The organism is Fusibacter fontis (genome assembly GCF_055378735.1).
Map to the genome: position 1 here is coordinate 1,408,882 of NZ_AP042445.1, position 14,193 is coordinate 1,423,074.

The 14,193-nt window shown below is 35.4% G+C and carries 11 protein-coding genes and 1 other annotated feature; of the genes, 1 reads left to right on the forward strand and 10 read right to left on the reverse strand.

All coding sequences use genetic code 11. The features are described from left to right. Positions 1–148 precede the first annotated feature (148 nt). On the forward strand, positions 149–976 hold the full coding sequence (locus tag ACZ41W_RS06380) for a rhomboid family intramembrane serine protease (RefSeq protein WP_464314036.1): 828 nt from the start codon (positions 149–151) through the stop codon (positions 974–976). 81 nt (positions 977–1,057) lie between these two features. On the opposite strand, the gene ACZ41W_RS06385 is transcribed toward ACZ41W_RS06380, so the two are convergent. From ACZ41W_RS06385 to ACZ41W_RS06430, 10 genes are all read right to left on the reverse strand, one after another. Further along, the gene (locus ACZ41W_RS06385; RefSeq protein WP_464314037.1) at positions 1,058–3,427 is read right to left on the reverse strand and encodes an endonuclease MutS2; all 2,370 of its coding nucleotides are present in this window, start codon (positions 3,425–3,427) and stop codon (positions 1,058–1,060) included. Positions 3,428–3,657: 230 nt separating this feature from the next. Next, entirely contained in the window at positions 3,658–4,197 is a 540-nt protein-coding gene (locus tag ACZ41W_RS06390; RefSeq protein ID WP_464314038.1) for a cell division protein ZapA, read from the reverse strand. Between the two features lie 100 nt (positions 4,198–4,297). Beyond that, the gene (locus tag ACZ41W_RS06395; RefSeq protein WP_464314039.1) at positions 4,298–5,134 is read right to left on the reverse strand and encodes a CvfB family protein; all 837 of its coding nucleotides are present in this window, start codon (positions 5,132–5,134) and stop codon (positions 4,298–4,300) included. A 111-nt stretch (positions 5,135–5,245) separates the two neighbouring features. Continuing rightward, complete coding sequence (locus tag ACZ41W_RS06400) at positions 5,246–5,446, reverse strand: cold shock domain-containing protein (protein WP_459848878.1); 201 nt, start codon at positions 5,444–5,446, stop codon at positions 5,246–5,248. A gap of 226 nt (positions 5,447–5,672) precedes the next feature. Beyond that, positions 5,673–7,292 (reverse strand): ABC-F family ATP-binding cassette domain-containing protein, encoded by a 1,620-nt coding sequence (locus tag ACZ41W_RS06405; RefSeq protein WP_464314040.1) that lies wholly within the window; start codon positions 7,290–7,292, stop codon positions 5,673–5,675. Positions 7,293–7,483: 191 nt separating this feature from the next. Next, complete coding sequence (gene pheT, locus ACZ41W_RS06410; protein ID WP_464314041.1) at positions 7,484–9,877, reverse strand: phenylalanine--tRNA ligase subunit beta; 2,394 nt, start codon at positions 9,875–9,877, stop codon at positions 7,484–7,486. A gap of 20 nt (positions 9,878–9,897) precedes the next feature. Beyond that, positions 9,898–10,917 carry a phenylalanine--tRNA ligase subunit alpha gene (gene pheS / locus ACZ41W_RS06415; RefSeq protein WP_464314042.1) on the reverse strand — a complete coding sequence of 340 codons (1,020 nt, stop codon included), beginning with the start codon at positions 10,915–10,917 and terminating at the stop codon, positions 9,898–9,900. 93 nt (positions 10,918–11,010) lie between these two features. Then, positions 11,011–11,227 (reverse strand) — a binding site (T-box leader). A gap of 40 nt (positions 11,228–11,267) precedes the next feature. After that, complete coding sequence (locus tag ACZ41W_RS06420) at positions 11,268–12,083, reverse strand: TrmH family RNA methyltransferase (RefSeq protein WP_464314043.1); 816 nt, start codon at positions 12,081–12,083, stop codon at positions 11,268–11,270. 28 nt (positions 12,084–12,111) lie between these two features. Beyond that, positions 12,112–12,762, reverse strand: a complete 651-nt coding sequence (locus ACZ41W_RS06425) for a potassium channel family protein (RefSeq protein ID WP_464314044.1) — start codon at positions 12,760–12,762, stop codon at positions 12,112–12,114. A 14-nt stretch (positions 12,763–12,776) separates the two neighbouring features. After that, positions 12,777–14,132: a TrkH family potassium uptake protein gene (locus ACZ41W_RS06430; protein ID WP_464314045.1), complete on the reverse strand. Its 1,356-nt coding sequence runs from the start codon at positions 14,130–14,132 to the stop codon at positions 12,777–12,779. Positions 14,133–14,193: the final 61 nt, after the last annotated feature.

Here is a 14,193-nt window from a genome sequence, read left to right on the forward strand (position 1 = left end):
ACCATAGTAATGTTTATCTGTCAATATATAATGAAATTCTTGAATGAAGTGTAAAATATTTATGAAAACCTCTGCATATGACTTCACTATCTGGGAAATTATTGTATAATAACGATATGTTCATTTAAAGAAAATTCGAGGAGATACTATGGCAAATTTAAATTATTATAAGCATAAACTCAAGCATCTTTCATTGACCGAATGGTTAATTGGCATCAACATTTTTATGTTTCTTTTGACTCAGATTGCAGATTATTTTACTGGAAACGGACTTTTGTTTCTTGGTTCAAAGGTAAATGCCCTCATTGGCCTAGGAGAATTTTGGCGATTATTTACAGCGATGTTTTTACATGCGGACTTTTTACATTTAATGTTTAACATGATGGCACTTTACGTCATCGGTCGAGATATTGAACGATTCTATGGGAAACGCAACTTTTTAATCATCTATTTTATCTCAGGACTTATCGGTTCTGGAGCAAGCTTTTTGTTTAGTACGGCAACTTCGGTCGGCGCATCAGGCGCGATTTTTGGTTTAATGGGCGCTAACTTGTTTTTATACAAACTCAATCCTATTGTCTATAAAAAATTATTTGGGTCCGATTTAATCTTACTCGTTGGAATCAACCTACTCATCGGTCTTGTAAAACCGAACATCGATATGGCAGGACATATTGGAGGCTTAATTGGTGGTTTTTTCTTAGCTTACTCTGTTGGATTGAGTCACGAAAAAATTTTCCATTTAAAACGATTACCTGTTCAAGTCATTTCCGTACTATTGTTAGTCGTTCCTATTGTTTTGGGAACGCTGAAAGTTCAAGCTGATCCTGAAATCTTCTTACAAGGAGCAGCTTATTATTATCAAGATGGAAAAGCGGAAAAAGCCATCAGAACGTTAGAAAAAGGGCAAAAAAAATATCCTGATCAAAGTATCTATCAAGAGTGGATAGATGAAATTGAACAGGATATGAATTAATATTGTCAGATACAAATTAATAATACGAGATATGAATTGGTCATATAAAATATGAAATCAATTTTAAGAACAATTTATTGACTATTTTAATACTATAGTGGTTGCACCACTACCACCTTCATTATAAGCGGCATCTTCAAATTTTTTAATATGGGGGTGCCCTTTAAAATGCTCATGTAGACCTTTTCGAAGTGCGCCGGTTCCCTTTCCATGAATGATGCGAACTTGACTGAGGCTCGATATTGCCGCGTCATCCAGATATTTATCAATGATAGTAATCGCCTCGTCAATGTTATTTCCTCTGACGTCGATTTCCGGACTAATTGTAGCACTTTTCATAGTGAATGACTTCACTTTGTTAAACACCTTCTCATCTTTCTTCTTTTTACTGATAACTGAAAGCTGCTTAATGTTCACGTTCATCTTCATTAAACCTACCTGTACAGTCAGTTCACCCTTATCATTTGGCAAGGATAATACGGTTCCTTCTTGATCGATACTGAGCACTCGAACAGAATCGCCAATTAAAAGGTTTTTAGGTGCAAATTCATTAACTGCTTCTGTCTTAATCACTTCTTCAGCTAAATCATCTATTCCATCCATCAAACGCTTTCTCATACCTTCAATGTCTTTATTTCTCGATTGATCGGCTGAGAGTTTTATCGTTCTTAACTCTTTGACGATTTCATCTGCTTCTTCTTTGGCTGCTTTTAACAGTTCTCTTGCTTCATCTTTTGCTTTCTTTGCTAGTTCATCTTTTTGTCTTAACCACTTGTCTTCTTTTTCTTGATAAGAACGCTTCATTTTTTCAACTTCTAATCTCATGCGAATTGCCGCATCGCGTTCTTCTTCAATTTGTCTTTGATTTTTTTCAATATTCGCGAGAATATCTTCAAAACGGATATCATCTTTGTGAATGTATTCTTTTGCGTGATGAACAATCGCATCTGATAAACCTAATTTTTGAGAAATCTCGAAAGCATTTGATTTTCCTGGAATTCCAATAAGTAATTTATATGTCGGACTCAATGTTTCAACATTAAACTCCACACAAGCATTTTCAATCTTGTCTGTGATAATTGCATACTCTTTTAATTCGGAATAATGCGTCGTTGCAAGTGTTCGAATGTTTTTATCTTTTAATTGATCCAATATGGCCATAGCAAGTGCCGCACCCTCAGTAGGATCTGTTCCTGCGCCAAGTTCATCAAAGAGAACCAAAGAATCTTTTGTGACATCCCGCAAGATCTTTACAATATTCGTCATATGTGATGAAAACGTACTTAAACTTTGTTCAATGCTCTGTTCATCTCCAATATCTGCAAAAACCTCATCAAATATCGAAAGTTCCGTACCGTAATCCGCTGGAACATGAAGCCCTGCTTGAGCCATTAAGGTTAACAGGCCCACTGTTTTAAGTGTCACTGTTTTCCCACCTGTATTTGGACCTGTTATGAGTAGGGTGTTGAATTTATCTCCTAACCAAATATTTGAAGGGACAACTGTTTCTTTTGGAAGAAGTGGGTGTCGCCCATTTTTAATTCTGAATCGTTTCTCTTGATTCATTTCTGGTTCGACTGCTTTGTAATCCAAAGCAAATTTGCCTTTTGCAAATAAAAAATCCAAACGCGTCATCGACTCAATATTCGTCATGATGGCATCTGCAGCATTTGCCACTTCACCTGTTAGCATTCTTAAAATTCGTTCGATTTCCTTTTGCTCATCTATTTTGAGTTCACGTAGCTCATTGTTAAGTTCAACCACTGCTAATGGCTCAATATAAAACGTACTCCCTTTCGAAGATTGATCATGAACGAGTCCTTTTACCTGGCTTTTATATTCACTTTTAACAGGTATAACAAAACGATCTTGGCGAATGGTAATCAATGAATCTTGTAAGTACTTTTGATAAGCAGGAGACGTAATCATGGACTCCAATTTACCTCTTATAGACGCATTTTTACTTTCGATGCTCTTACGAATTCTTCTCAACTCAGAAGATGCATCATCTGCAATTAACGTTTCGCTTATAATGCACTGTTCAATGTGTTTTTCTAATTCAATAAAATTTGCAATTTGATTGGCTAATGTAAATAAGACGGGATAACGTTCTGCATGTTCACTATTGGATGCAATAAATTTTTTAAGAATTCGCGCCGTTCTTAAGCTATCTCCTACTTCTAATAATTGTTTTGGCGATAAACATCCGCCAATTGTGGACAATTTAAGTGCGTCAGACAAATCATAAATCGGGCCTATTGGAGGCGTTCCGATTTGTAACATTAAATTCGTTGCTTCTGCAGTTTCTTTTTGCCAAGCGATCACTTCATTAAAATCAGATGACGGTTTTAGCGATACACAGACACTTTTGCCAAGTGATGATGCTGCTTTTTCTGAAAGTAGTTCAATTATTTTATTATATTCTAATACGCGCAATGCTTTTTCGTTCATTTGAGTCTCCTTAAAAAAAGGAATTGTTCATTCCTAATAAGTATTTGTGGAAATTGCATTAGAACCTTTTTAGTGTGAAAATCATGTATCATTTAACTCAAAATAGCTATTCTGAAAATTGAAATTCTCACAAATGATTATGCAATATTCTAATTTAATCCTGTAAATTATGTGAGTTGTGTGTTCTTATTATTCATTAAAAAAGCGCCTTTCTCAAGGCGCATTACTAATCAAGTCGTTTCTTCATCAAAATCAATGACACGCATCGGATCTTTATGAGAAAATTCTTTTTCCATTTCTAGCACTTCATCTCTCGATTTTTTTAAATTCTCTTCTTTTACTCTCAATTCGTTATCTAATTTATCCATTCGCTTACGCAATTGAGCGACACCAGTTTCGTAGATGTTTGAAGAATCAATTAAACGAGAAAACTCTTGAATCATTTTTTCATAAGCAGCACTTCTTTTTTCATACTCATTTACAACGGCATCGAGCTCATCTCGAGCACTTTTTAATTCATACTGAGGCGAGTTAATTCTCTTTTCCAGTTCATTTTTTTCTTCTAATACCTTATATAATTCATCTGCGATATTAAGTGCTGTTAGGACACCAATCATAGATGTGCTGAGTTTTTTATTGCTCTCATAAGTTTCCTTCATTTTATCATCTACGTAATTTGCTACGCGTTGCATATGCTCTCTCGAATCTTCACTAACTAATGTATAATCTCGATCCATGATTTTTACGGTCACTTTATTTTTATTGCTCATCCAATCACCCCTAATGCATCCTTAATTAATTCTATTATACTAGAAGATTCATATAATTCACAGAAAAAGATGATTATTTTATCATCATATTATTCACTATTTATTGAATCAGGCGAATGCCATCTTCAAAAATCTGAATTTTGCCTTCTTTCAACAGTTTTCCCACTGCTCGTTTAAAAGCTCGTTTACTTAAATTCAGTCTTCTTTTAATATCTTCGGGATCACTTTCATCATTTAAATATAAGGTTCCGTCAGATTCTTGAAGCACTTTCATGAGTCGTTCCACATCATCTAGTATCTGAACTGCCGCTTTATCTCGAATACTTAAATTGAGCTTCCCATCGTCTCGAACTTTTGTAACTCTTGCCTCAATAACTGCGCCTTCCTTAATTTCTTTATAAAATTCATGTTTTGGAATCAGTCCGTGGAATTGACTATCCACAGCAACAAACGCGCCCATTTCAGGTTTGATTTCATATACGGTTCCCTTAACACGATCGCCAACTTTATAGGTCGTATTATCTTTTAAATGATTAAAGATTTTCATCGTTGCACATAGTTGATCCGTAAAATCCTTATACATTAATACCAATACTTTTTTTCCTTTTTGCGGATGTCCCTTTGTTTCGTTATATGGCATGTATAAATCTTTATCAAGCCCCATGTTTAAAAAATAACCATCTTTAATACTTCCAACCACTTCAAGATAACCAATTTCACCAGTTTCAATAAACGGCTTTTGAACAGTTGCTGTAATGCGTTGTTCTGAATCTCTATAAATAAACACTTCTACTTCATCATCGACTTTAAGTTCTTTTGAAACGAATTTTTTTGGCATCAATACTTCATTTTCGCCATTCATTTCATCACTTAAAAATGCCCCAAAATCCGAAAATCGATTCACAAATAATGTTTGTTTTTTTCCTACTGTTATCATTCTATATACCTTAACCTTTCACTCTATCCCTAAATTGTATCACTTCGTGCGCATTATAGCTACTAAATCTCATATAAAAAAAAGCCCCGGCTTCACCGAGGCTTCGTTCAATTATCTGATTGGTGTTACGTTTTCAGCTTGTGGGCCTTTAGGTCCTTGAGCGATTGTGAAGCTTACTGCTTCGCCTTCTTCTAAAGATTTAAAGCCATCTTTGTTGATTTGTGAAAAGTGTACGAATACATCTTTACCATCTTCACCAGTGATAAAACCAAATCCTTTTTCTGAGTTAAACCATTTTACTGTTCCGTTCATCGTTTGTTCCTCCAAAATTTTAATTCCTAGAAAACCTAAACTTCATGCATTAATAACATTTTGGAAGTACAGTTTTGACAACGGCCGTTCCAATTTATTAATTGATAGGTGAATCTAAGGTACATCTTTATATTACACCGTTAAAAAAAACAATGCAACCCTTTCTTACAATTTTTTTCTATACATGCTGAAAAAATTGTTGTGGTTTTGAATTTTCTGATTATTCCTATACGTTATACATAGCCTCAATTTGAGCTTGAATTTCTTCTGAATCCAAAAATTCATCAAAGTTCATTGGTTTATCAAATAATCCACTTGGTGTAATCTCTATGACACGATTAGCAATTGTCTCGATGAATTTATGGTCATGAGACGTAAACAGCATCGTTCCTTTAAATGCAATAAGGCCATTATTAACAGCTTCAATAGATTCAAGATCCAAGTGATTCGTTGGTTCATCTAGCAAAATAACATTTGCTTTTGATAACATCAACTTTGAAAACATACATCTCACTTTTTCTCCACCGGATAGTACATTTGCCTTTTTAAGAGGTTCATCCCCTGAGAATAACATTTTTCCTAAGAAACCACGAATAAATGTTTCTGTTTTTTCTTCAGAATACTGACGCAACCAATCAATTAAGTTCATGTCCATTCCGTCAAAATACTCTGTATTATCTTTTGGGAAATACGCTTGTGACGTTGTTACGCCCCACTTAAATGTCCCTGAATCTGCAGTTTCTTCGCCTATTAAAATTTTAAATAGCATGGTTCTTACAAGGTCATTTCTACTCATAAAAACAATTTTATCGCCTTTATTCACTGTAAACGATACATTGTCTAATACTTTTACGCCATCCACTGTTTTTGTGATTCTTTCAACCAATAGAATATCTTTACCAGCTTCACGTTCTGGAGTAAAACCAACAAATGGATAACGACGTGAAGAAGGTTGAATGTCTTCAATATTGATTTTATCAAGCATTTTTTTACGCGATGTCGCTTGCTTTGCTTTAGATGCATTTGAGCTAAAACGTGCAATAAAGTCTTGTAATTCTTTAATTTTCTCTTCTTTTTTCTTGTTTTGCTCTTTTAAAAGTCTCGACATCAATTGACTAGATTCATACCAAAAATCATAGTTTCCAACGAACATTTTTGCTTTACCAAAATCGATATCCACCATGTGTGTACATACGTTATTTAAAAAGTGACGGTCATGCGATACGACAATGACTGTTTTATCATAAGTAATTAAAAACTCTTCTAACCATTTAATCGCTTTAAAATCCAAGTGATTGGTTGGCTCATCCATTAACAGGATATCCGGCGCTCCAAATAGAGATTGTGCAAGCAAAATTTTCACTTTGTCATCTGAATGTACATCTGACATTTGTTTAGAAAAACAGCTAGGCGTAACCCCTAAACCATTTAACAACTTTTCAGCATTGGATTCTGCATCCCATCCTTCTAATTCTGCAAATTCACCTTCTAAGATTGCTGCGCGCATCCCATCATCTTCACTGAAATCTTCTTTCATATAAAGAGCATCTTTCTCTTTCATGATTTCATAAAGGCGCTTATGTCCCATAATAACGGTATCCATAACAGAATATGCATCAAATTCAAAGTGATTTTGTTTTAATACTGCAAGTCTTTCACCAGGAGTTATAAACACATCTCCCGTTGATGGTTCAATATCACCTGAAAGAATTCTCAAAAATGTCGATTTACCTGCGCCGTTTGCGCCGATTACACCATAGCAGTTACCTGGTGTGAATTTTAAATTTACTTCATCAAAAAGCTTACGATCACTAAACCTTAAGCTAACATCCGTTACTTGTATCATTTGTTTCCACCTTTCCAAACTTTATCCGATCATGCATCTAAATGCACTATAACACTCAAATATTTATTATATCATTTTTTGGAACAAGTACAACTGCTTACAAAAAAATCGTTGCATCGATCACCCAAAATATAGGATTTTCAATATGCAACGATTCATTAAATTATCTTAGTATTTTGTTCCTTGAATCCCTATCTTAATTGTGCGCCGATTTCAGTTTCAAGTGTTTTGAGAACTTTATCAAAGATCTTATTGACTTCTTCATCCACAAGTGTGCGATCTTTTGCTCTGAAAATCAGTTCATATGCTAAAGATTTATAGCCTTCAGTAATTTGTTTTCCCTTATACATGTCAAATAGTCGAACCTTTTCAAGTAGCTGACCAGATACTTGTTTAACAAGGGTTTCAATTTGTAAAGAAGTCACTTCATCTTTTACAAGAATCGACATATCTCTTTCAATTGCAGGGAATTTCGGTACCGCTTGATATTTCTTACCATCTCGAGCTATTTGCATCAAAATGTTATAATCAAGATCTGCTACATAAGCACGCTCTGCTAAGTCAAAGTTTTCAAGCACAAGCGGATGAATTTCTCCCATAACACCTAAAATATGTCCATTCCATAAAATGTTCGCGCATCTGCCTTTATGGTACGTTGGATGATTCGTCTCTTTTTCATAAGTGACATTATCAATCCCCAGTCCAGTCAATAAGCTTTCTACCATACCTTTAAGCGTAAAAAAGTCTTCTTTTTCTCCTATTGCACCAATTACTAACACTTCTTTTTCAATTGGCAATTGAACAACTGGTACTTCTTTTGGAATAAATATACTACCGATCTCAAACAATCGAACATTTTTATTTTTTCGATTGCTGTTTCGAGCTAATACTTCCAACAAATTAGGTACAAGTGTACTTCTCATCACACTGAACTCTTCACCCAATGGATTAATAAGTGCTACTTGTTTACGCAACAAGCTCTCTTCAGGAACATTAATTCTATCGAGATCACGTTTCGATACAAATGAATAAGACAGCATCTCATCTGCTCCGCAAGCCAACAGTTCAAATTTAGCGCGATCTTTAATCATCTGTGCGTTTGTTTTCGCCCCCCAAACATCTAGTTTAGGTAAAGTCATACCGATTTTCTCATATCCATAGATACGAGCAATTTCTTCAACCAAATCAATTTCTTTCGTTAAATCTAGTCTAAAATGTGGAATGATTGCGATTAACGTATCGTTTAATTTTTCAACTCTTATTTCTAACTTTCTTAAACATTCAATCATCTGAGCTTCAGTAAGTTTCGTTCCAATCACGCGATTGATGCCATCCACCGTAAATGGGATTTGAGTTGTTTTAACCCCTTCAGGGAAAATGTCAATTATCCCAGAAACAACATTCCCAGCGCCTAAAGATTCAATTAAATAGCAAACGCGATTCACTACATCAAGTGGAAGCACATTGCTGACACCTTTTTCAAATCTTGAAGAAGCTTCTGTTCTAAGACCTAAATTTTTAGATGTTTTACGAATACTCGATTTATCAAAACTTGCAACTTCAATTAATATAGTTTTCGTTTCTGGTGTGATTTCAGTATTTGCACCCCCCATAACTCCAGCTATTCCAATTGTTCTTTCAGAATCAGCAATTACTAACATCTCATCCGTTAATGTACGCTCTTTACCATCTAAAGTTTCAAATACTTCACCGTTTTTTGATGTGCGAACGATAATTTTTCCGTCTTTTAAAGTTTCATAGTCAAATGCGTGAATTGGCTGACCGTACTCTAACATAACGTAATTTGTAATATCGACAATATTATTGATTGGTCGCATACCTGCTTGCATTAATCTAAGTTGCATCCATTGCGGGGATGCTTTTACGTGGATGTCTTTGACAACTTTTGCAATATATCTCGTGCAAAGTTGAGTATTTTCAATTTCTACCGCTGCATATTTCTCGATTTCAGATGTTTGTTGATCTTGAAAAAGTTCTGGGAGTTGTGTGCTTAAATCAAAACTTGCAGAAATTTCTCTTGCCATTCCAATCATGCTCAAACAATCAGGACGATTGGGTGTAATCTCAAATTCGATGACTTCTTCTTTTATTTCAAGTGCTTCTAATATATCCATCCCAAGCGGATATTCGCGATCGAGGATTAAGATGCCTTCGTCAAACTCTTTGGGAATACTCGCCTTATCAAATCCCATTTCCTCAAGCGAACACAACATACCATTTGATGCTTCACCTCTGAGTTTACCTTTTTTAATTTTAATACCGTTTGCAATAACCGCACCGTGAATCGCCACTGGGATATACGCGCCTTCAAAAACATTGGTTGCGCCTGTAACAATTTGAATCACTTCCGTTCCAACATCAACTTGACATATACATAATTTTTCTGCATTTGGATGCGAGTCAATTTTGACAATTTTTCCAACGACAATATTTTCAACACCTTCACAAATTTGATGGCTACCTTCATTATTGGATCCAGTTAAAACGAGTTTATCTACTAAATCTCTATGTGAAATTTCATTAATATTAACATAATCTTTTATCCATTGAACGGGTACTCTCATATTTTCCTCCCTTTGCTCTACTAAAATTGTTTTATGAATCGGACATCATTTTCGAAGAGAACTCGAATATCGTCGATTTCATATTTGAGCATCGTAACGCGATCAAGTCCCATTCCAAATGCAAAACCATTATATTCTGTAGGATCAATGCCACATTCTTTTAAAACATTTGGGTGAACCATTCCACAGCCAAGAATTTCAATCCATCCACTGCCTTTACAGAATCTACATCCTTCACCGCCACACTTAAAACAAGAAACGTCTACTTCTCCGCTTGGTTCAGTAAATGGGAAATAGTGTGGTCTAAACTTTGTTTTAGTTTGGCTTCCAAATAAACGTTTAGCGAACATGTCGAGTGTTCCTTTTAAATCTGCCATTGTAATGTTCTTGTCAATGACAAGACCTTCGATTTGATGGAACATTGGTGAATGTGTCGCATCAATTTCGTCGTTTCTAAAACATCTTCCCGGCGCAATAATCTTGATCGGTGGTTTTTGTTGTTTCATTGTTCGTACTTGAATTGGAGACGTTTGAGTTCTTAAAATCAACTCTTCCGTGATATAAAACGTATCAGATAAACTTCTCGACGGATGATCGATAGGTGCATTTAGGGCATCGAAATTGTGATAAACCGTTTCTACTTCAGGACCTTCAGCGATTTTAAATCCCATACCTAAGAAAATATCAATAATTTCATCAAGTGCAACATTGATTGGATGTTTATGTCCTCTTTCAAATTGCTTAGCAGGCATGGTCACATCGATGGCTTCTTTTTCTAATTGTCGATCCAACTCAGAAGATTTTTTAGTTTCTTTCAATTGATCTAATAATTGCTCAATTTCTTCGCGAATTTCGTTGGCAATTTTACCGATTAAGGGTCTTTCTTCTTGAGATAAGTCTTTCATATTTTTCAGTATTTGAGTCACTTCACCTTTTTTACCTAGAAACTTAATTCGAATATCTTCTAATTCTTTTAACCCAGGTGCAAGATGGATTTCGTTTTTTGCCTGTGAGAGCAATTCGTATAATTTTTCTTTCATATTTTCCTCCTCAAACTAATCTTTGGTTACCTTTATTTGTAAGGGTTATTATTTGTCCTAAGCGATAATTAAGCACAAAAAAACTCCGTCCCTACATGGGACGAAGTTAACTCCGCGGTACCACCCAAATTACTGCCAAATACATTTGACAAATCACTTGAAACCTTAACGTGGTTAACGTTATTTCCTACTGTGATTTCAGAAATACATCTCCAGAGTGAACTTCAATTATAACCACTATAGAAGATTCTCAGCAACCTCTTCCTCTCTGAATAGCTTTACAATTTACTCTCTCTTTCACTGACTTTAACTATTTACGATACGGCTATCATAACACAATATAGCTTGCGTCACAACCTCAAATTTACCGATACAGAATGAATTTTATACATCATAATTCCCGCTGCTACCGACGCATTGAGTGATTCTGCCTGTCCAACGATTGGAATCTTAACCCGACAATCCGCCAACTTTAACAAAGAATCAGACACTCCATTGGCTTCATTTCCAATGATGAGACAATTCTTTTTTCCATAGTTAGAGTTGTCATCATAATCTGTAGAATGTTCTAACGCTGTAACGACCATGCGATATCCAAGTTCTTTTAGCGATAAAATTTCCTCTTCAATATGATCAATTTCTTGAAGGTGAACATTTAATATCGACCCCGCAGTGCTTCTTACGACTTTTGGATTATAAGGATCCACTGAACCTTTTGCGCATAGAATATGCCTAAATCCGGCAGCATCTGCAGTTCGAATAATCGTTCCCATATTTCCGGGATCTTGAATTCTATCTAAAAACAAAATATTTTGACCGTAATGATCCTCAGCGCCTTCTTGTTTTATCGGATAAACGCCAATTATGCCTTGAGATTGCTCAGTTTGTACGAGTTCATTAAACAAATTTTCCTTTAAAAGATACACCGGTGTCACGTTTAAGTAGTAAGACTTAATCGCATCATTTTGAGCGTTCCAAAAAACATCGCTGACGATGACAGACTGTATGGGTGCGCCACTATTAATAGAGGTTTCAATATATCGCTGCCCTTCCATTAAAAAACAGTTTTCAAGTTCTCTGTATTTTTTTGTCAGTAGCGACTTAAAAAGTTTAAATGTCTTATTTTGAGCAGATGCAATTTCATAAATAGAATTTTGTTTCTCCACTCACACCTCCATTGATCAAGCAATCTAACTAGTTCTTTTCTATTTTCTTCAAATCATTATTATTTCCGATAACGATTAAAATATCATCTTTCAACAAAATGCGATCTGGTGCTACATTGATATCTACCTCATCGCCTCTGCGAATGGCAATTACTGAAATCTGATGAGTACGTCTCATGTTGATATCCACCAAACTTTTTCCGACCCACTCGTCATTCATTTTAATTTCAAGAATACTATATTCAGGAGCTAAATCAATTAAATCAAGGACATTACTTGATACTAAACTCTTTGCAACGCGTACGCCCATCTCTTTTTCTGGAAAAACAACGCGATTAGCGCCAATTTTATAAAGTACTTTTGCGTGCGCTGGATTTTGTGCTTTAGCAACGATATGTTTAACGCCTAATTCTTTCACCAATAACGTCACAAGTATTGACGATTGAATGTCTGAACCAATTGTTACAATTGCAACATCAAAATTTCGAATGCCAAGTGCTTTAATCGTATTTTCATCTGTGGCATCTGCCTGAACCGCGTACGTTACTTTATCCGAAATACTTTGAATAATTTCCTGATTGTCATCGACAACCATAACTTCGCATCCGAGTTCTGCTAATTTAATCGCGACACTTTGTCCAAATCTACCACAACCAATTACAACGAATTGCTTTACCATTTTATGCCTCCATATTATCCGACGATAATTTTTCCTTCTGGATATTTAATTAAATCTCTCTTATTTGCTGCTGCTTTACTACTAATTGAAATAACAACCGTTAATGGACCTACTCTGCCGAAAAACATCATCAGTGCCAATACACTTTTACCTGGAATACTCAAAAATGGGGTGATTCCTGTTGAAAGACCAACCGTACCAAAAGCACTTAAGGCTTCAAATGACAACTGCTCAAATGTCATATCGGGTTGAATAAGTAACAAAACAAAAATCATGGACATAATCCAAATAATTGAGATTAATATAACAGATAGTGCCTTATTGATGGTATCTTTCGAAATCCGTCTTTTTGCGAAGTTAATTTCTTCTGAACCATTGAAAACTGAAATAATAGACAAAATCATGAGTCCAAACGTCGTCGTCTTAATACCACCGGCTGTAGAACCAGGTGAACCACCGATAAACATCAGGAGCATCATGACAAAACGTGTTGCTGAAGTTAACCCTGCAACATCTACAGTATTAAATCCTGCGGTTCTTGGTGTAATCGCTTGAAAGAGTGAAGCCATTATTTTTTGTGGCAACGTCAAAGACGCCATCGTTTTCGGATTGTGATATTCTAATCCAAAAATCAAGGTAAAACCAATAAATATCAACAGTACAGTCACTAATACCACTAATTTAGTATGAAGTGACCATTCGCGAATGCGCTTTAATCTTGATAAATCGGCGATAACGACAAAACCAATACCCCCTAAAACGATCAAAGACATAATAGTGAAATTCACAATTGGGTCCGTAACAAATGGTGTTAAGCCTCTGTAATGACCAATAATATCAAAACCAGCATTACAAAAAGCCGAAACTGAATGAAAAACAGAATAATATAGGCCATTTTTTAGTCCATATAGGGGAACAAATCGAGTCGATAGAAAAAATGCGCCGAGCCCTTCAATTGCAAAAGTGGCAAAAATGACATATCGCGTGAGTCGGATAACACCAGCCAATGAGAACTGATTGAGTGCTTCTTGCATGATGATTCGATTGCGAAGACCTATTTTTTTACCAAAAAGAATTGCGATAGACGTGGTCAATGTCATAAAGCCAAGGCCACCTATTTGAATTAAAATTAAGATGACTGTTTTTCCAAACACAGACCAATAAGTCCCAGTGTCGACAACAGCTAATCCTGTAACACAAACAGCTGAAGTGGATGTAAACAATGTATCAATAAATGGCGTTATCTCTCTTGATGCCGAACTAATGGGAAGCATCAATACTAAAGCGCCCATTATAATAACACCTAAAAAACTTAGTAGTACGATCTGAGATGGATTCAGTGGTCGATTGATTAAACGTCTTTTTTGCATATTTCCTCCATGAAGTTATTCTCATGAACAACAACAATCATTGTATCAAAGTCTTATGTAA